At 64.5% G+C, this 17,633-nt stretch carries 19 protein-coding genes; 7 read left to right on the top strand and 12 right to left on the bottom strand.

Annotated elements, in window-relative coordinates; all coding sequences use genetic code 11:
* The first annotated feature begins 19 nt into the window (after positions 1–19).
* Positions 20–910 (top strand): SDR family oxidoreductase, encoded by an 891-nt coding sequence (locus NKH57_RS19265; RefSeq protein WP_352946251.1) that lies wholly within the window; start codon positions 20–22, stop codon positions 908–910.
* 74 nt (positions 911–984) lie between these two features.
* Here NKH57_RS19265 and NKH57_RS19260 read toward each other — a convergent pair whose 3' ends face one another.
* A complete protein-coding gene (locus NKH57_RS19260; protein WP_352731025.1) occupies positions 985–1,683 on the bottom strand; it encodes a RibD family protein in 699 nt (232 codons plus the stop codon).
* 506 nt (positions 1,684–2,189) lie between these two features.
* On the opposite strand from NKH57_RS19260, the gene NKH57_RS19255 reads away from it, so the two are divergent.
* The 3 genes from NKH57_RS19255 (at position 2,190) to NKH57_RS19245 (ending at position 5,962) form a co-directional block, all read left to right on the top strand.
* The gene (locus tag NKH57_RS19255) at positions 2,190–3,137 is read left to right on the top strand and encodes a substrate-binding domain-containing protein (protein WP_352946247.1); all 948 of its coding nucleotides are present in this window, start codon (positions 2,190–2,192) and stop codon (positions 3,135–3,137) included.
* 252 nt (positions 3,138–3,389) lie between these two features.
* Positions 3,390–4,955 carry a sugar ABC transporter ATP-binding protein gene (locus NKH57_RS19250; RefSeq protein ID WP_352946245.1) on the top strand — a complete coding sequence of 522 codons (1,566 nt, stop codon included), beginning with the start codon at positions 3,390–3,392 and terminating at the stop codon, positions 4,953–4,955.
* Positions 4,952–5,962 (top strand): ABC transporter permease, encoded by a 1,011-nt coding sequence (locus tag NKH57_RS19245; RefSeq protein ID WP_352731030.1) that lies wholly within the window; start codon positions 4,952–4,954, stop codon positions 5,960–5,962. The genes NKH57_RS19250 and NKH57_RS19245 overlap by 4 nt, the downstream gene beginning before the upstream one ends.
* Positions 5,963–6,025: 63 nt before the next feature.
* Here the strand turns inward: NKH57_RS19245 and NKH57_RS19240 are convergent, their stop codons facing one another.
* A complete protein-coding gene (locus NKH57_RS19240; RefSeq protein WP_352946242.1) occupies positions 6,026–6,400 on the bottom strand; it encodes a hypothetical protein in 375 nt (124 codons plus the stop codon).
* Between the two features lie 185 nt (positions 6,401–6,585).
* Between NKH57_RS19240 and NKH57_RS19235 the strand changes: the two genes are divergently transcribed.
* Complete coding sequence (locus NKH57_RS19235) at positions 6,586–6,933, top strand: hypothetical protein (protein ID WP_352946239.1); 348 nt, start codon at positions 6,586–6,588, stop codon at positions 6,931–6,933.
* A gap of 275 nt (positions 6,934–7,208) precedes the next feature.
* Here the strand turns inward: NKH57_RS19235 and NKH57_RS19230 are convergent, their stop codons facing one another.
* The gene (locus NKH57_RS19230; RefSeq protein ID WP_023760062.1) at positions 7,209–7,499 is read right to left on the bottom strand and encodes a ribbon-helix-helix domain-containing protein; all 291 of its coding nucleotides are present in this window, start codon (positions 7,497–7,499) and stop codon (positions 7,209–7,211) included.
* A 97-nt stretch (positions 7,500–7,596) separates the two neighbouring features.
* Positions 7,597–8,301, bottom strand: coding sequence for an XRE family transcriptional regulator (locus NKH57_RS19225; RefSeq protein ID WP_352731035.1), 705 nt, complete (start codon positions 8,299–8,301; stop codon positions 7,597–7,599).
* 603 nt (positions 8,302–8,904) lie between these two features.
* On the opposite strand from NKH57_RS19225, the gene NKH57_RS19220 reads away from it, so the two are divergent.
* Entirely contained in the window at positions 8,905–9,612 is a 708-nt protein-coding gene (locus NKH57_RS19220) for a GcrA cell cycle regulator (protein ID WP_352946237.1), read from the top strand.
* Between the two features lie 171 nt (positions 9,613–9,783).
* On the opposite strand, the gene NKH57_RS19215 is transcribed toward NKH57_RS19220, so the two are convergent.
* Positions 9,784–10,092, bottom strand: coding sequence for a DUF982 domain-containing protein (locus tag NKH57_RS19215; protein WP_023760066.1), 309 nt, complete (start codon positions 10,090–10,092; stop codon positions 9,784–9,786).
* Between the two features lie 108 nt (positions 10,093–10,200).
* Complete coding sequence (locus NKH57_RS19210) at positions 10,201–10,482, bottom strand: DUF982 domain-containing protein (protein ID WP_031260436.1); 282 nt, start codon at positions 10,480–10,482, stop codon at positions 10,201–10,203.
* Between the two features lie 261 nt (positions 10,483–10,743).
* On the opposite strand from NKH57_RS19210, the gene NKH57_RS19205 reads away from it, so the two are divergent.
* Complete coding sequence (locus tag NKH57_RS19205) at positions 10,744–11,346, top strand: DUF6456 domain-containing protein (RefSeq protein ID WP_352946234.1); 603 nt, start codon at positions 10,744–10,746, stop codon at positions 11,344–11,346.
* A 54-nt stretch (positions 11,347–11,400) separates the two neighbouring features.
* Here the strand turns inward: NKH57_RS19205 and NKH57_RS19200 are convergent, their stop codons facing one another.
* From NKH57_RS19200 to NKH57_RS19175, 6 genes are all read right to left on the bottom strand, one after another.
* On the bottom strand, positions 11,401–11,733 hold the full coding sequence (locus NKH57_RS19200) for a hypothetical protein (RefSeq protein WP_023760069.1): 333 nt from the start codon (positions 11,731–11,733) through the stop codon (positions 11,401–11,403).
* Between the two features lie 74 nt (positions 11,734–11,807).
* Positions 11,808–13,790 carry an acyltransferase family protein gene (locus tag NKH57_RS19195; protein WP_352946231.1) on the bottom strand — a complete coding sequence of 661 codons (1,983 nt, stop codon included), beginning with the start codon at positions 13,788–13,790 and terminating at the stop codon, positions 11,808–11,810.
* Between the two features lie 445 nt (positions 13,791–14,235).
* Complete coding sequence (locus NKH57_RS19190) at positions 14,236–15,312, bottom strand: ABC transporter ATP-binding protein (RefSeq protein WP_352946229.1); 1,077 nt, start codon at positions 15,310–15,312, stop codon at positions 14,236–14,238.
* A complete protein-coding gene (locus NKH57_RS19185; RefSeq protein ID WP_352946227.1) occupies positions 15,309–16,109 on the bottom strand; it encodes an ABC transporter permease in 801 nt (266 codons plus the stop codon). Before NKH57_RS19185 ends, NKH57_RS19190 begins: the two co-directional genes overlap by 4 nt.
* 1 nt (position 16,110) lies before the next feature.
* Positions 16,111–16,932: an ABC transporter permease gene (locus NKH57_RS19180; protein WP_352946224.1), complete on the bottom strand. Its 822-nt coding sequence runs from the start codon at positions 16,930–16,932 to the stop codon at positions 16,111–16,113.
* A gap of 108 nt (positions 16,933–17,040) precedes the next feature.
* Positions 17,041–17,633 (bottom strand): extracellular solute-binding protein (locus tag NKH57_RS19175; protein WP_352946221.1); only part of this gene is annotated, 593 nt, incomplete at its 5' end.

Below are 17,633 nucleotides of genomic sequence, written 5' to 3'. Positions count from 1 at the left end.
ACTGTGCAGGAGATTTTGCATGCGTATCTTTCTCACCGGCGCGACCGGTTTCATCGGTTCGGCGCTGGTTTCCGAACTCATCAAGGCGGGCCACCAGGTGGTCGGCGTCGCCCGCTCCGACGCCGGCGCCGAGGCGCTTGCCGCCGCTGGCGCCGAAGTACATCGGGGAACGCTTGAAGAGCCCGACGGCCTGCGCGATGGCGCGGCCAGGGCGGAAGCCGTGATCCATACTGCGTTCGACCATGACTTCTCTCGATTTGCCGAGAATTGCGAAAAGGACAAGCGCGTCATCGCGGCCCTCGGCCAGGCATTGGCGGGGTCCGACCGGCCGCTGGTGATCACCTCCGGCGTTGGCGCGGGCAGCGCCGGCCATGGCCAACCGGCAGTCGAGGACATCTTCAACCCCAGCCATCCCAATCCGCGCATTGCCTCGGAACTCGCCGGCAATGCGTTGCTGGAGGCCGGCATCAACCTCTCGGTGGTGCGCCTGCCGCAGGTTCACAATCCGGTCAAGCAGGGGCTCATCACGCTTTTCATCGAAATCGCGCGCCAGAAAGGCGTCTCGGCCTATATCGGCGAAGGCCGCAACCGCTTCTCCGCGGGCCATCTCCTCGACGCGGCGCGCCTTTACCGGCTCGTCGTGGAAAAGCGGCAGCCGGGCGCGCGCTATCACGCGGTCGCCGAGGAGGGTGTCGAAGCGCGCGCAATCGCCGAGGCGCTTGGCCGGAGTTTGAAATTGCCGGTCGTTTCGATACCGCCGGAAAAGGCGGAGGAGCATTTCGGCAGGATGGCGATGTTCGCGCCGATGGATCTGCCGGCCTCCAGCGCGCTGACCCAGGCACGGCTGGGCTGGCATCCGACCGGCCCAACACTGATCGCCGATCTTGATGCCATGCCATACGCCGACTGACGGCTGAAGCCTCGGCGCCAAGGCTGGCGAGATACGGCCGGTAACAGTCAGGTTACCGGCCGTTTTGCGAGCGATCAGCCAGGGGTGACGGCGTAGCGCAGATGAACGAGCCCATGCGCGAGCGCTTCGCAGCTCGTCAGGGACAACTGCATCTTGCCCGCCAGGCCGCTCTCGCCGAACTCGACGAAACCCTGGTTTGCCGCCCGCCCGTCGAGCGCCGGCGCGACGAGAAGGCTCAGCTCATCGACGAGCCCTGCCGCGAGGAAAGAACCGTTGATGCCGGCGCCGCCCTCGAGCAGCAGCCTTCGGATGCCGAATTCGCGGCCGAGTACCTCGACCATCGACGCGAGATCGATGTCGGCGGTTTCCGCGACGATATAGGACACGCCGTCGGCGGCAAGTTCGGCCAGATGGCTGTCGGCAACGTCACGCCCAAGCAGCACCACGACATGATCGCCGCCGATGTCGGGTTTGGAAAAGTGAAGCCTGCCCGAGGGATCGAGCGCCACGGCATAAATGCCCGCACCGGCCTGCGCGAAATGATAGGGCCGGTCGACCTTGCCGGCATTGGCCGGCGGATGCGCGACGGCTTTGCTCATCTCGGCCATGGTGACGCGGCCGACGATCCAGGCATCGCCCGCGAGGTCATTGTGGATATGCTCATAGAGGCTGGACCATTCGGCCAGGGTGCCGTCGGGGCTCTTGGTGTAGCGGCTCGGGTGGAGGCCGCCGTCAAGGGATGCCAGCATATGGCAGATGATTTGCGGCTTCATGCAATTCTCCAAATCGTGGGCTTCGAAAATTCAGGTCTTGTTGTCGTGCATATCGTTCTCCCAAAACCGGTGCCACTTTTGACGATCTGCATTGTCCCAAAGTAGTGCCGGACCAAGGGAATGGAAGTCAGGCGCCCCGACCACGCGAGACGGCCGCACGTGTCGGAGCAGCGCTTTCGCTTCCTGGCCCAGAAAAAGAACGGACTGCAAGGCCCGGCCGACCCGAGCCGATCGCCAAAGGGCAGGAAGCCGCAATCCAAAAATCCGACAATTCCGATAAGTTGCCCGGTAGCTCCGTTATATCGATGTTGCACAAATGGTTGACCCCGGGCTAGCATCCCCGCGCAGGCGTCGATGGGAGGCTCGTTTTTACAGCGGCGGCCGGCTGGAGCGGCATGCGTTTTCGGGCGCAGGGAGGATGCTCCAACACTTTGAACCGACGCATGATACTTCCTGAAACCGATCCCGGTTTCTCGGGGTCGTGCGTCCTTGTGGAGGAGGATCTCATGAACAGACGCGAATTCCTGCTGTCGTCCGCGGCCTTTGGCGCCATGATGCTTGCCGCACCCTCGGCGTTTGCGCAGAACAAGCTCACCATCCTGGGCTCCGTGCCCAATCTCGGCTTTCCGTTCTTCGTGCACATGCTGAACGAGATCAAGGCGGAAGCCGCCGCGCAGGGCGTCAATCTGACCGAAAGCGACGGCCAGAACTCGGCTACCAAACAGACCGCCGACATCGAGGCGGCCCTGGTGCAGAAGGTCAACGCCATCGTCATCTCGCCGCTCGACGTCAACGCGCTGGCGCCGGCCATCGAGGAAGCGGTCAAGGCCGGCGTTCCCGTGGTGACGATCGACCGCCGCGTCGACGGCGTCGAGGGTATTCTGGCCCATGTCGGCGCCGACAACGTCAAGGGCGGCGAGGCTGAGGCCAATGCCATGGTTGCGGCGTTCCCCAACGGCGCCAAGCTCTTCCATCTGCAGGGCCAGCCAGGCGCCGGCCCGGCGATCGACCGCAACAAGGGCGTGCACAATGTGCTCGATCCCCTGAAGGACAAGTACCAGATCGTCTTCGAGCAGACCGCCAACTTCGCCCGCGCCGAGGCGCTGTCGGTGACCGAAGCCGGGCTTGCCGCCAACGGCAAGCCGGACGCCATCGTCTGCGCCAATGACGACATGGCACTCGGCGCCATGGAAGCCTGTGCCGCGCGCAACTTCACCGACGTCAAGATCTACGGCTTCGACGCGCTTCCCGAAGCGCTGGTCGCGGTGCGCGACGGCAAGCTTGCCGGCACCGTCGAGCAGTTCCCCGGCGAGCAGTCGCGCACGGCGGTCCGCATCGCGGTGGCGTTTGCCAAGGACAAGACCGAGCCGAAGGAGAAGCTGGTGCTGCTCACACCGATCGTCATCGGCAAGGACAATCTCGACAAGGCGGAGAGGATCGGCGAGACGAAGTAGGGGTGATTGGCGGGGATAGGCTCATTGGCAAGGCTGGCGGGACAGCGCCCCCCTCTGTCCTGCCGGACATCTCCCCCTCGAGGGGGGAGATCGGCTGTTCACTCTGTTTTCGCCAATTCCCAACGTTGAAAGAAAAGGTGCTGCCGGTGAAGTTGCCAATCTCCCCCCTTGAGGGGGAGATGTCCGGCAGGACAGAGGGGGGTGTTCACGCGCCGACAGGGGGCCGCATGAACTGCATCGAGGAAGCAACCATTGTCGCCTGCTGAAGCCGCATCGCCCGAACCTATCCTGCTTGCCGTCGAGGGCATCACCAAGCATTTCGCCGGCGTCACCGCGCTCAGAGATGTCTCGCTCGACGTCCGCCCCGGCGAAATCCTCGGCTTGCTTGGCGAGAACGGCGCCGGCAAGTCGACGCTGCTGAAAATCCTGTCGGGCGTCATGCCGCCGTCGGGCGGCCGCATCATTTTCGACGGCGCCGACTATCAGCCATCGAGCCCCCAGGATGCCAAGCGGCTCGGCATCGTCACCATCTATCAGGAGCTCAGCCTGATCCCGACGCTGACGGTGGCGGAGAATATTTTTATCGGCCGCGCGCCAGTTGGTCCGCTCGGGCTGGTCAGCTGGCGGCGCATGGAGCAGGACTCCCGTGACATCATCGCCCGCGTCGGCCTCTCCATCGATCCGACGACGCCGGTGTCGGCTCTGTCGGTGGCCGAACAGCAGCTGGTCGAGATAGCGCGTGCGCTGTCGCTGAAAAGCCGGCTGATCATCATGGACGAACCGACCTCGGCGCTGACCGAGACCGAGGTGCAGCGGCTGCTGTCGATCATGGACCGGCTGCGCAAGGACAACGTCGCCATCATGTTCGTCACCCACCGGCTGGAGGAGGCCTCCGCCATCTGCGACCGCATGACGGTGCTGCGCGACGGCAGGCTGGCCGGGCATCTCGACCGCGAAGGCGGACCGATCGCGCTGCCCAGGATCATCGAGAAGATGGTCGGCCGGGCGGCGTCGGAACTTTATGCGCGGCCGGCGCAGCGCGCGGTTGCCGGCGATGTCGTGCTGTCGGTGCGCGGCCTGCGCACCGTGCGCGATCCCGAGGCGCCGCATGCCATCGTGCTCGACGGCGTCGACATCGACCTCAAGGCCGGCGAGATCCTCGGCGTCGCCGGCCTCGTCGGCTCGGGCCGCACCGAACTGGCGCGCGCGATTTTCGGCGCCGACCGCATCGCGGCCGGCACCATCACGCTTGACGGCAAGCAAATCACCCCGGCGTCACCGGCCGATGCGATTGCGCTCGGCATCGGCCTGGTGCCGGAGGACCGCAAGCACCAGGCGATCTTTGCTGCACTGGGCATCCTGCCGAATTTCTCCGTCGCATCGCTGGGCAGCTTCAGCAACGGCTTCGGCTTCATGGCGGAGCGGCGCGAGCGCGATGCGCTTGCCGGCTTCAGGAAGATGCTGTCGATCCGCATGGCCTCGCCCGAGCAGGCGATCGAGGGCCTGTCAGGCGGCAACCAGCAGAAGGTGGTCCTGGCGCGCTGGCTGGCGCGCGATCCGAAGGTGCTGATCGTCGACGAACCGACGCGCGGCGTCGATGTCGGCGCCAAGACGGAAGTGCACCAGATCCTGGTGCAGCTTGCGGCGCGCGGCATCGCGGTGATGATGATCTCGTCCGAATTGCCCGAGGTGCTGGCCGTGTCGGACCGCATCGTCACCATGCGCCGGGGACGCATCACCGGCGAGATGCCGGGCGTCGAGGCAAACGAGGAAAGACTGATGGAACTGATGGCTCTTGACCGCAAGGAGACACCATGAGCGTGGCGGAGGAACAGCGCGGCGGCATCAATTTCGCGCGCCTGCTGATGAGCTTCGGGCCGCTGCTGTTCCTGTTGGCGCTGATCGTCGTCTTCACAATGCTGAAGCCGAGCTTCATGGACCCGATCAACCTGTTCAACATCACCCGGCAGATCTCGATCACCGGGCTGATCGCGCTTGGCATGACCTTCGTCATCCTCACTGCCGGCATCGACCTCTCGGTCGGCTCGCTGCTTGCCTTCTGCGGCATGGTCGCCGCCGTGGTGGCCAAGGGTGGCACCGCCAACACGCTGTCGCTGTCGACCTCCGGCACGCAAGGTTTTGGGTGGTTCGCCGCTCTGCTCGCCGCCGTAGTTGTGGGGGCGGCGGCCGGTGGTGTGCAGGGGCTTGTCATCACCCGGCTGAAAGTGCCGCCCTTCGTCGTCACGCTGGGCGGGCTGACGGTGTTTCGCGGGCTGACGCTGACCATCTCCAACGGCGGCCCGATCTCGGGCTTCGACGCCTCGATGCGCTGGTTCGGGACCGGGCTGATCGGCCCCGTGCCGGTGCCGGCGCTCATCTTCGCGGCGGCCGCCATCCTGTGCCACATCGTGCTGCGATACACGCGCTATGGCCGCGCCGTCTACGCCGTCGGCGGCAATGCCGAGGCGGCAAGGCTCTCCGGCCTGCGCGTCGACCGAATCCTGGTCTCGGTCTATGTCATCGTCGGCTTCTTCGCCGGGCTCGCCGCCTTCGTGCTGTCGGCGCGGTTGAATTCATCGGAGGCGGTGGCTGGCATTGGCTACGAGTTGACTGTCATCTCGGCCGTCGTCATCGGCGGCACCTCGCTGTTCGGCGGCATCGGCTCGGTCGGCGGCACGGTGGTCGGCGCGGCCCTGATCGGCGTGCTGCAGAACGGGCTGCAGTTCAACAACGTGTCGTCCTACACGCAAAGCATCGTCATCGGCCTGATCCTGATCCTGGCAGTGGCGTTCGACCGGTGGCTGAAGTCGCGGGTGCGACGGTGAGGGCAACGAGAAGCGGTTAGCGCCCGTCCACCCCCTCTGTGTCCTGCCGGATATCTCGCCTCGCTATGCGAACCGCATCTTAGCCTCGCATGCCCACAGAAGATGGCCGTAACGGCGGAAGTAGCGCGCCACCAGGCGCTGCTGTTTGGCTCTGATGAGGTCAGGCAGGCGCCGCTCCTGGCGCCAGCGCGGCAGGTTGCGCCAGCAGGCGATGAGGCGAACGGCATCCGCGATGGCTTCTTCAGCCGACAGTGCCGGGCCGAGCGCGGCCAGGAACAAGGTCTCCGAGTATTTCAGTTCGTCGATGACAGCCTTGCGCCTGATGTGATCCTGGCGTGCATGGGCGATGCCATTGCGGCGGATCGCCTCGAAAGCTTCGAGCAGAGCTGGGCTGTCGCCGGCATAACCGCAGGCGCGGGCGAAATCGGCGGCGTCCATTGTCACTCCCAGGACTAATGTGGCGGTGGGTTGGTGTCCCGACTCACATTTGCAAAGTAGATAAGCATAACTCAAAAAATTATAGAAGAAAAACTTTTATAGCTGTTTGAAAACTGCGACTCGACTCCCGGCGCAAAACACAGGAATATGCGAACAAATCAGGAACAAAAAGGTGAGGAGGGGCGATGGCATTGCCTGGCAGGGAACCAGTGATCGCGCATGTCGTCTCGATTTCGGTCGAGTGCGCCGATTGCGGCCGCAACAGATGGTGGCGGCCCGAACAGTTGAAGCGGTTCGGGGTGACGGGAAATACACCGCTGGCCGCATTGTCGGGCCGCATCGTCTGCTCGGCCTGCCGTGCCGACGGGCTGCCGGGGGCAACCGTCACGATCCAAGCGGCGTTCATCGACGAGCGTCAGCGGGTGCGCAGCGAAGCGCGGATGCTGAATGAGCGCGAGGTGCCGCTCGAGGGGTCGAGAGACGGGCTTGATGATGTGGCCGTCAGAAGGCGTCGTCCTCGTCGGAGAGGATGACGTCTCGCCCGCCGTGAAAGATTCGAACGATCGTCACGGTCTTGTCTTTGATGGTGAATGCGATCGTCGCCCGCCTGCGATAGCCCACGGTGCGGAGGCCTGGCCTGACATCATCATGGCGCGTCCCGCGTTCGGGAAAGTATCAAAGTCCGAACAGTAATTGATGAGGCGATCGACATAGGCTCGCGCAATTCGTTCGCCAGCCTGTGGAACCAGATAGATCAGCAAATCCAGCAGGTCATTTTCTGCGGCCTCACTGAAGACGACCCTGTGCGTCATGCTTGGCGTGAACGCTTGCCCGCCAGTGCATCAATGCGGTTGTGAAGTCGCTTGCGTACTTCCTCAAGAGGTGAGACGAGCGAAGGATCCTTCTGAAGCGCATCCATTGTTGGCGCAACCTCTTCCCGCAGCCAGCGATCGACCGCTGCGTCGCGTGCGGCAAGAGTTCTCAAGCCATCGCGGATGACTTCGCTTTCGGTGGCGTACTCGCCGGATGAAACCTTGTCCTTCACCATCTGCGCCATCTCAAGTGGCAAGGTAATGGTCAGTGGCTGGGTGGTGCGCATTGTCATTCCCTGGGCAAATGGGATGTGTATGACTTAATCATACGCTGTTGCGCAAGCCGCGGCCAGTGGAATGATGGCACTTGGGCGCGATGAATCCTCAATACCCCAGCAATTCCTTCAGCGGAATCACGCGCCAGACGTGTTTTATGGCGTAGCGGTCGAAGGTTAGCGTCTTCGGCGGATTGTATTGCTCGACGACCAGCTCGGCTGCGGTGCGCTTGACCAGCTTCTTGATGAAGGCCTTGCCGTTGCGCTCGTTTTCTTCTGGAAACGTCTCGATCACGACATGGTCGCCCGGCACGGCGTCGCGGCCGCCGCAATAGATCAGGTCGCCGGGCTCGTAGCGCGGCACCATGGAATCGCTCAGCACGTGCAGCGCGAACACTTTTGGCACGTTGCGGACGCCCGGCGGGCGCTGGACATGGCCCGCCGGCTCGCCGTTGAAGGTGAAATCGCCATCATCGCCGCCGACGGCCGCGCCCAGCACCTCGATATCCATCGACCCGGCGGGCAGGGGGGCGGCATCGGTGACGATCTCGGCGTCGGCGACCGGACCGGCATCGTCGAGGAAGACGACCTGCCCTTGGCCCAGTGCCACCGGGTCGACGCGCAGGAAGGCGGCGGTCTTCAAGAGGTTCTCGGTCTTGGGCAGGTTGCGGCCGGTTTCCCAGTTGCCGACGGCGGCGACATCGGTGTCGTTGTGCTCGGCGATGTGGCGCATGACCAGGCCGCGCTGCTTGCGCGCCTTGCGGATAGCCGCCCCGACCTTGATCGACAATTCCGTTTTAGCCATGACACCCATGTGAGCGATGAAAGCGGCTCTCGTCTATGAAAGAATGGCTTGCATTATTTTTTGAGTTATGCTTATATCTGGTCATGCAAAACCTGTCCAGCTTTCATGGCGCCGAGGCGCCTGACTCCCATGGGGCGCATCCGGCGACTGTCGCCGGCACCCTTCCGCCCCGGCCGTCCTCCGCCCCGGCCGGGGCGCAGCCCGCGGTCCGGTGCTCCAAGGCCCCAGCCCGGGGCCGGGGCGGCGGGCCACGGGCGACGGGAACGGCCGGAGCCGCCGCTCCCCTCGGCTCCGGCCCCCAATTCGACCGGCATGGCGCCGGCCCGATGTCTTCGGGTCCATCTGGCCGATCCTGCATCCGCACCGAAGACGGCACCGTCATCCTTTGCGACAGGGCGATCGGCAGGGCGGTTTCGGCCCCCGACAGAAAGACGGCGGAGGCGCGGCTTTCGCGCCTCGTCGAAGCGGCGGGACAGCGAACCCGGTCCGGCTGAGCCGGCGGCGCAAGCCGGGCGTCGAACCACACAACACTGAGTGCGGCCCAATGGGCCCAACCTTGACGCTTGCCTGGCGGCGCTCGGCCGAAGGCAGAACTTTGGATGGAGCCTGGAAATGGCAAGTTACACCGAGGCGGACTTGCAGGAGATTGCCCGCTGGCTGGAGGCCGGGCTTTCCGCTTCGAGGATCGCCGCCGCTTTCAGCGCGCTGCGCGGCAGTGCGGTATCGCGCGATGCCATTGTCGGCATCGTGCACCGCAACGCCGTGCTGGACGCGATCGGCTTTGGTAATGGCAAAGGGCTGCCGGTCGGAGCCAAGCAGGCCGTGGGCAAGCACGCTGGAAGCAAGCTGGCGAGCACAACGCCGACGCACGGCAAAGAGAGCTCCAGGCCGGTCGCCGGCACGGTCGACGCCGCGAACGCCGCCAATGGGACCGGCATGCGTAAGGCGGCCGCCAAGCGCGACACTTCGCCTGGCTGGCTGCCGCCGCGCCTGTTGGTGCCCGAGGCGGGTGTGCTGATCGCCGACGGCCAGACCTATCGTTTCACCGTGCCGGTGCCGCCGCCTGCACCCGTGGGCCGCCAGCCGCATGGCGTGGCGATGCGCTTCATCGACTGCCTGTTCTCCCGCTGCCGCGCACCGCTGGATCTGACGGTGGAAGAGGATACCGACATTTCCATTGCTGAAGAGCGGGATGCGCCCGGCGACCGGCCAGGCGCCGACATGCTGTGCTGCGGCATGCGGACCAGTGCGCTGAAGAGCTACTGCACCTATCACCAGGCGCGCTTCCGCCGCAGGGTTTTTGCGGTGGAGGCGGGGTGAGAGAAAGCGTCCCTTCTCCCCGTTCGCGGGGCGAAGGTGCCGGCAGGCAGATGAGGGTCAGCACTCAAGTGGAAAGCAGATATGAACTTCAAGCATCCGACCGAAGCGCCGCCCCTCATTGCCCTGCCGGGCACTTCTCCTCGTAAACGGGGAGAAAGAAGCCTCGTCGCCCTATTTCGGCGCCTGCCGGCCCTGCTTGGGCATGTGGCTTTGCATGGTTTTGGCCTCGGGCGTCATGGTCGAGCCGCCATCGGCCACCAGAATATTGGCCACCCGGGCAAAGCCGGTGAACACTTTCATGGCATCGGCTTCAGAAATCTGCGCGGCGATTGCAGCGCTGCAGGCGTTGAGCGCGCTGCGGTAGACATGGCCGCGCCGCTCAAGCGGCCAGCGCTGCAGAAAATCGGCGGCCTCGCTGACGCTGTCGATCTCTTCAATATCTCCGTTCATTCGCACCTTAAGCGGCACTCCGGTCTTCATGGTACCCACGGCGTTCACCTTCGCTTTGCGCGCGGCTTCACTTACCGCTCCACTAAACGCGCCGCGCGGGCGGGCGGTTGCATCAATTCTCCGGTCAGCGCGCGCCTTTCACGGACTGACCACGGCGTCCAGCCAGTCGCGGGCGCGGCTTTTCGGCTTGGCCACCAGTATGTTCTGTTGCCTGGCTGCTTTGGTCAGAGCCTCAAAGGCGATGCGCTGGCTGCAGGTACCATCGACGGCGAGCGCAACCAGCCGGGCCGCCTCGACATAGACCGGCGAAGTCTTGTCGGGCCATTGCTGCTTGAGCGCCCCGGCTGCCTCGGCCACCGACCCGACCAGCATGGTTCTGTTGTCGCAAAAGCGCAGGGTTATCGGCACGAAAGCTGTCATCGACATGTCTCCCGTAGACGCCGCATAACGTCGAAAATTCGCGCTGGTTCCATCACACCGAATGCCGGCACGGCTGGGCAGGTGCTGTGATGAGTCGAACGTTTCTCGGCTCTCGCCAATCGTCAGCGTCGTGGGAAGGGCGGCGAGGACGAAGCTGCCAGTCTCCCTCCGCGTGGGGAGAGATGGCCGGCACGCCAGAGGGGCGCGAAGGCTCGCCTCCATGCCAGCTCCCGCACACCCACCCAACCGAGGATCCTACCCATGTCCAGGAAAACCAAACCCGCCAAACCCCAAGCGCCGAAACTGCCGAAGGGCGAGGCCGAGCAGGTGCGCATCCGCCGCGAGATCGGCCATGATTTCGCACTGAAGGACGACGCCTTCGGCCGCAAGCGGCTGACCGCCGGCACGCGGGAGGCTGCCCGCGTCTACGAGGTGTCGAACGACGGCTTCACCGCCACCGGCGGCATCGTGCGGGTGGGCACTATCGATCCGCTGCTAGGCATCACCTCGCTGTCGAGCCAGCAGCGCGAAGCCGGCCTGCGCTACCGTCAGGATTTTCGCTGCAGCCAGCAGGCCAGCGTCAAGCCGATGCGCTGGACCGAGCGCGTCGACGGCGGCCGCCACGGCGGCGGAATCGCCGACAGCGTGCTGGATGCCGGCCGCGCCCACGCCGCCGCCACCAGGGCGCTAGGCCATTGGGAGGTGGCCGCCGTGGTGCGACGAGTCTGCTGCGCGGGCGGGTCGATCAAGGGCGTGGCCGAGCAGACGGGGGAGGACAGGGATGTGGTGACAAAGATGTTGAAGGTGGGGCTGGATTTACTGGCGGTGCATTATGGAATGATGATCGGGAGGCGGATGGGCTGAGAGACGGCGCACTGATCCGGCCGGCGATGCCGGTCGGATCATTCAACATCAGGGTTATCGGCAGATGCGAATCTCTTCGATGATCCTGTGATGGTGGCGCCAGTGCCTCACCACTTCGATGTGGCAACGGTGGAAATAACGGTGGTGCCGGTGGAAATAAAGCGGCCTGTAGCCGTTGTCGTAGTCGTCATAGGGGCTGTAGACGTAGCGCGGGCTGTAGACGTAGCGGCCGCCATAGGCCCCATAACCATCGTAATAGTCGTTGCCGTAATAGTCGTTGTAGCCGGCCCCAATGCCGATAAAGACATGACTGCGGGCATCAGCGGGGGCGATCATCGCCGCCGCGGAAGCAATGGCGATAACCGAAACAAGCAGGAGCTTCTTCATAGCTGCCTCCTCTTCAAGGTTGACCTAATATAACCCTCGAGAGGCGACCTCGTTCCATGGATTCGTCTCACCCCCTAGAACAGCGCCCCCTCCAACGGCCCTTCCAGCGTCTCGGCAAACGCCGTTGCCAGGTGATGCCTGTCACGAAAGGCGAGTTGGCCTGATATGACGACATGGCAGGCGGTCGGGTCGCAGAAGCGGTCGGTGAGGTCGATGTAGCGCGTGTCGGGCACGCTGTTCACCACGGCGCGCTCGGCGGCCGCGGTGCTGTCGTTGGCGGCCTCTGTCCTGGGCGTGTCGCAGTGCGGCGATGGTGCTTCGCGCCACCATAAAGCGCGCGCCACGCAGGAGTCGGCGAAGCTGGCGTTGATCGGCGTGTCGCGAATGACAGCCGTCTCGACCCCTGCCTGGCTGAACGCCTGCAAGGTCGAGCGCAGGCCGGCCTGCCAGCGCGCGATTTCGGCTGCGCGGCTGGTGGCGGGCATGTCGCGGATCAAATTGCCGATCGAGAATTCGGAGATCACAACCAGGCGCGGCTTGCGGCGGATGATGTCCGATATCGCCTGCTCGCGCCAAGCATCGCATTCGGTGTAGTCGCGCTTCAGCACGGCATTGAAGGTGGAGAGCCGCGAGGCGCGGCACGAGGATTTGAGATAGGTGATCACTTTGGTGTCGTTGCGCTTCGCCGCTTCGACCAGAGGCGTCGACCAGTGATCGGCATGCGAATCGCCGAACAGCACGATGGTGTGGGCGGCGTCCGCCGCGCCGAACACGCAAGGTTTTGGCGTCACCGTGTTGAAGTCGAGCAGGCAGCTCTTGTCGGTGGCGCGCACGATGGAAGGTTTTTCGGCGGCCTGCTCGATGCCGCGCTGCGCAGTGTCGATGTTGCGCGCGGCCAGATGCGCGTTGGCATAGGCGACCGCCACGCCGGCACCGGTCAGGGCAGCGGCCGGGATCAGCGCCCGGACGCCCGCCGCCAGCCAAGCGCCACGCCGGGCCGGGTTCTCGATCAGGTGATAGGTAAGCACCGACAGCGACAGCGCCAGTACGCCGCAGCCCAGTCGCTGCGGGACGGACAGGTCCGGGACCAGCATCCCGGCATAGACGATGACCGGCCAGTGCCAGAGATAGAGTGAATAGGAGAGCGTGCCGATCCATTGCAAAGGCGGCAGCGACAGAGCGGTGGCCGGCGCAAAAGCCTGCCGGCCGGTCCGCTGTTGGGCGTGCCTGCCGGTCTGTTCCGCGCCGGCGCCGCTCAGCAGCACCAGCACGGTGCCGGCAACCGGCAGCAGGGCACGCCAGCCGGGGAAGGGCAGGTTCTCGCTCAACAAGAGATAGGCCGCCGCGATCAGTGCCAGGCCGAGCCAGCCCAATGCCGCCAGCAGCCCTGGGCGCCACCGCAGCAAAGCCACTGGGGCCAGTGTCGCCAGGCCGCCGGCGGCGAACTCCCAGGCGCGCAGCGGCGAGAAATAGAAGGCCCAGGCTGGTGCTGCGCTGGTCAGCCACAAGCAGGCGGCCAAGGAGGCGAGGCCGGCGCCGCCGATTACTGTCGCAGCCGTTCGGCGGCCAGGACGCAGCCAGGCGGCCAACAGAAGCAGTGCCGGCCAGGCCAGGTAGAACTGCTCCTCCACCGACAGCGACCAGAAGTGAATGAACGGATTGCTGGCGGCATCGGCGGCGAAATAGTCGAACGACCAGCGCAGCAGCCACAAATTGATGGTGTAGGCGGAGGCAAACATGGCACCGCGCGAGTAGAGCGTCTGCTCTTGCGGCGCCAGGATGAAGTAGCCGGCGGCGAGCGTGGCCAGGATGACGAACAGGGCTGCCGGCAGGAGCCGCCGCGCGCGCCTGGCATAGAAGCGCCAGAGATCGAGCCGGCCGGTCTCAGCGATCTCCCGCATGAGGTGGGTTGAAATCAGCCAGCCGGAAATCACGAAGAAGATATCGACGCCGGCAAAGCCGCCGGGCAGCGCGGTGAGGCCGAAATGATAGGCGACGACGCCGCCGACGGCGAGCGCGCGCAATCCTTGTATGTCCGGCCGGAACGCTGCCGCCACGATAAATCCTTCGTGCAAGCCCAGCCCCGAGTCCTTGGCAGTGTCGGCCGGTCGGGCTGATATCGCAATGCAACAAATCTAACGCAGCGCAACATGGTGAAAAGAGCGGTGGCTGGTGCCTCCTGCTTTGGTTCCGGCTGGGCACGATTCTCCCGCGTGAATGCCCGCACGGTGAGCATCCCTAGCAGTCGCAGCGACACGTCGAGCTATCTCGGCACGACGGTCGAACGATCAGCAAGGTCATGCAGAAGATAAGCGATCAGCGGTCATCAGAATCCATGAGCCTGCTTTGGGATCGCGGAGCAACGATCGTCTGGAAGCGACAGGTTCGGATGAAAGTTCCAAGATTCAGGCCATCTCGGGTAAAATACGGTCGGGAAGAACTTGAAACTTTTTCGGATTTTGCTCGTTTGGCACGGCCGGCGGCAATCAATCAGCCGGCCCGTCAGGCGGGAAACAGGAATGCCGCCGCTGGATCGAAAAAGATCTGCCGGCTGCAGGGCGACAGATCTGGCGACCGCATGGCTGCGGAGGTCGGTCTGATGTCGACCTCCTGCCCAGCCGCCGTGCGCGCGACGATGCGCCGGCGCTCGCCGTAGAAGGCGACATCGACGATCTCGACGTTGAGCTCCGCGCTTGCCGGGCTCCGCTCCATGCCAAATGCCTCCGGGCGGATCATCAGCCTGGTCTTCTGGCCTTTGTCGAACCTGCCGTTGGCCCTTACGCCGGAAACGACCGAGCCATCGGCCAGCCGTATCGTTGCCGTGCCATCCTTGGTGTCGAGATGTTCGGCGGCGAGGAAATTCGAATTGCCGATGAAGCCTGCGACGAAATCGGTCGCTGGTCTCAGATAAAGGTCCTCGCCGCTGCCGGTCTGCTCGATGCGGCCGTCCCGGAAGAGCGCGATCCGGTCCGAGAGATGCAGCGCCTCTTCCTGGTCATGGGTGACATAGAGGATGGTGACGCCGGTCTCACGATGGATGCGCCGGATCTCGGCCTGGATTTCCTCGCGCAGCTTCTTGTCGAGCGCCGATAGAGGCTCGTCCATCAACAGGATCGGCGGATCGTAGGCCAGCGCGCGGGCCAGTGCGACGCGCTGCTGCTGGCCGCCCGACAGCGCCCCCGGCAAGCGTGCGGCGAAGCTTTCGAGCCGCACCAGGGCCAGCATGTCGGCCACCTTCTTCTTCACCTCGGCCTCCGGCCGGCGGCGAACCCGCAACGGGAAGGCGACATTCTCGGCCACCGTCAGATGTGGAAACAGCGTGTAGCGCTGGAAGACCATGCCGATATTGCGCTTGTGAGGGGGCACGGCAAGCAGCGACTTGTCCTGCAGCAGCACATCGCCGGAACTCGGATCTTGGAAGCCGGCGATGGCGTAAAGCGTCGTCGATTTTCCCGAACCAGAAGGCCCGAGGAAAGTCAGGAACTCACCCTTGGGTATGTCGAGGGTGACGTCATGCACGGCGGTGATCGCGCCGAACGTCTTGCGCAGATTGCGGATGGAGAGGAAGGGTTGGGTCATGTCCGGACCTTTCGCTGCAGCAGCGCCGTCAGCACCATCAGCGCCAGCGTCAGCCCGACGAGCAGGCTGGAGGCGGCGGCGATCACCGGGCTCAAATCCGAGCGCAGACTGCCCCAGATCTTGACCGGCAGGGTTTGCAGGCTGGGGCTCGCCATGAAGATCGCCACCACGACCTCGTCCCAGGAAGCGAGAAAGGAAAAGATCGCGGCGGAAAAGATGCCGATCCGGATCGACGGCAAGGTTATCCTGAGCCTGGCCTCGATCGGGCTGGCGCCGCAGACGATGGCCGCGTCCTCGATTGACCTGTCGAAGCCTTCAAGTGCGGTGGCGATCGGGATGATGGCGAAGGGCAGCGCCAGCACGGTGTGGGCGATGACGAAGCCGATGCTGGTGCCGCCGAGGCCAAGGCGCAGGAAGAAGGCGTAGATGGCGATGGCGAAGACGACGACGGGCAGAACCATCGGCGTCAGCAGCAGGCCGCGCAGGATCTCGCGCCCGGCAAACTGCCCGCGAACCAGGGCAAAGGAGGCGAGCAGGCCGATCGTCACTGAAAGGATCGCTGTCAGGGTGGCGATGCGGGCACTGGTCAGCGCGGCGTCGAGCCAGGCCGGATCGGCAAACAGTTCCTGGTACCATTTGAGCGTCCAGCCGGGCGGCGGAAAGGCCAGCCAGCGCGACGAGCCGAAGGAGAGCAGGACGATGAAGATGACAGGCAGCAGCAGAAAACCGGCGACCAGCGCGGTGAAGCCGAGCAGGGCAATTTTCAGCCAGCCCATGCGGTCATAGTCGAGCAGCATCTCAGGCGCCTCCGTTCATGCGCCTGGCACCGACGAGGCGCAGCTGCAGCGCATAGAGCGCCATGGTGACGACAAGCAGGATGAAGGCGGCGGCGCTGCCGAGCCCCCAGTTGAGCAGCGACTGGATCATCTGAGCGATCATTTCGGCCAGCATCATGTTCGAGGTGCCGCCGAGCAGTGCCGGGGTGACGAAGTAGCCGAGCGACATGACGAAGACCATCAGCCCGCCGGCCGCGACACCGGGCAGCGACAGCGGCAAAAGGATACGGCGGAAGGCCTGGAAGGGGCTTGCGCCGCACAGTGCCGCCGCGCGCAGCGTCATCGGATCGATCGCTCGCAGCGTGCCGACCAGCGGCAGGATCATGAAGGGCAGCATGATGTAGACCATGCCGATGGTAACGCCGGTGAGATTGTTGATGAGCGGCAGCGGTTGGTCGATGATCCCGGCGGCAATCAGCGTCCGGTTGATGACGCCGGTGCGCTGCAGCAGCACCATCCAAGCATAAGTGCGGGTAAGCAGGTTCGTCCACATCGACAGGATGATGATGCCGAAGACGATCGAGGCCAGCGCCGAGGGCATGATCGCCAGCATCCAGGCGACCGGAAAGGCGACGAGGACGGTGACGATAGTGACCACCGAAGCGACCAGGAAGGTGTTGAAGAATACCCGCGCATAGGTGCCGTCGCCAAGCAGGGCCGCGTAGTTCTGCAAGCCGGGCTCGGGTTCCGTAACACTGCGCAAAAGCAGGGCCAGAACCGGCACGACGAAGAACAGCACGATCAGGACCAGGGCCGGCAGCAGCCCATTGAGGCCTGCCGGCATCCGAAACGTTGGTAAGCTCTGGCGTGTTTCGACCGACATTGCAGCGGACCCGGGCTACGGAACGAGACGGCGGAGACCGTCTCGTTCCTTGCTGTTCAAGGAGCGGGCTTACTTCGCTTGCCAGGCATACCAGCGTGCGGCGATGGCGTCGCGATTCTGTGCCCAATAGTTCATGTCGAGGTTGATCTGCCCGTCGACATGAGCATCCGGCAGCGCCTTCACCACATCGGCCGGCATCTCGGCCTTGGCCTTCGTGTTTACAGGCGCATAGCCACTGGCTTCGGCAAACTTCGCCTGGCCGGTGGGGCTGCTTGCCGCAGCTAGAAACTTCATCGCGGCGTCCTTGTTCTTGGCGCCCTTCGGCACCACCAGGACATCGGCCGCGGTCAGGTTCTGGTTCCAGGAGACGCCGACATCGGCGCCATCCTTCTCCAGTGCAAAGACGCGGCCGTTCCACAGCTGGCCGAACGTCGCTTCGCCGGAGGCGATCAACTGTTGCGACTCCGCGCCGCCGCCCCACCAGACGATGTCCGACTTGATGGTGTCGAGCTTCTTGAAGGCGCGGTCGAGATCGAGCGGATAGAGCTTGTCGGCGGGAACGCCGTCAGCGAGCAGCGCGATCTCGATGACGCCGGGCGCCGACCATTTGTAGAAGGTGCGCTTGCCCGGGAATTTCTTGGTGTCGAACATGTCGGCCCAGC

Source organism: Mesorhizobium sp. M1050 (genome assembly GCF_040318715.1).
GTDB lineage: Bacteria > Pseudomonadota > Alphaproteobacteria > Rhizobiales > Rhizobiaceae > Mesorhizobium.
This window is presented reverse-complemented; position numbering and strand designations above follow the sequence as displayed.

Excerpts from the sequence above, each read along its gene's own strand:
- NKH57_RS19220 (WP_352946237.1), top strand. The coding sequence starts at position 8,905 with ATGGCAAGTTACACCGAGGCGGACTTGCAGGAGATTGCCCGCTGGCTG.
- NKH57_RS19215 (WP_023760066.1), bottom strand. The coding sequence starts at position 10,092 with ATGAAGACCGGAGTGCCGCTTAAGGTGCGAATGAACGGAGATATTGAA.
- NKH57_RS19265 (WP_352946251.1), top strand. The coding sequence starts at position 20 with ATGCGTATCTTTCTCACCGGCGCGACCGGTTTCATCGGTTCGGCGCTG.
- NKH57_RS19245 (WP_352731030.1), top strand. The coding sequence starts at position 4,952 with ATGAGCGTGGCGGAGGAACAGCGCGGCGGCATCAATTTCGCGCGCCTG.
- NKH57_RS19210 (WP_031260436.1), bottom strand. The coding sequence starts at position 10,482 with ATGACAGCTTTCGTGCCGATAACCCTGCGCTTTTGCGACAACAGAACC.
- NKH57_RS19225 (WP_352731035.1), bottom strand. The coding sequence starts at position 8,301 with ATGGGTGTCATGGCTAAAACGGAATTGTCGATCAAGGTCGGGGCGGCT.
- NKH57_RS19200 (WP_023760069.1), bottom strand. The coding sequence starts at position 11,733 with ATGAAGAAGCTCCTGCTTGTTTCGGTTATCGCCATTGCTTCCGCGGCG.
- NKH57_RS19235 (WP_352946239.1), top strand. The coding sequence starts at position 6,586 with ATGGCATTGCCTGGCAGGGAACCAGTGATCGCGCATGTCGTCTCGATT.
- NKH57_RS19185 (WP_352946227.1), bottom strand. The coding sequence starts at position 16,109 with ATGCTGCTCGACTATGACCGCATGGGCTGGCTGAAAATTGCCCTGCTC.
- NKH57_RS19255 (WP_352946247.1), top strand. The coding sequence starts at position 2,190 with ATGAACAGACGCGAATTCCTGCTGTCGTCCGCGGCCTTTGGCGCCATG.
- NKH57_RS19180 (WP_352946224.1), bottom strand. The coding sequence starts at position 16,932 with ATGCCGGCAGGCCTCAATGGGCTGCTGCCGGCCCTGGTCCTGATCGTG.
- NKH57_RS19190 (WP_352946229.1), bottom strand. The coding sequence starts at position 15,312 with ATGACCCAACCCTTCCTCTCCATCCGCAATCTGCGCAAGACGTTCGGC.
- NKH57_RS19205 (WP_352946234.1), top strand. The coding sequence starts at position 10,744 with ATGTCCAGGAAAACCAAACCCGCCAAACCCCAAGCGCCGAAACTGCCG.
- NKH57_RS19240 (WP_352946242.1), bottom strand. The coding sequence starts at position 6,400 with ATGGACGCCGCCGATTTCGCCCGCGCCTGCGGTTATGCCGGCGACAGC.
- NKH57_RS19260 (WP_352731025.1), bottom strand. The coding sequence starts at position 1,683 with ATGAAGCCGCAAATCATCTGCCATATGCTGGCATCCCTTGACGGCGGC.
- NKH57_RS19230 (WP_023760062.1), bottom strand. The coding sequence starts at position 7,499 with ATGCGCACCACCCAGCCACTGACCATTACCTTGCCACTTGAGATGGCG.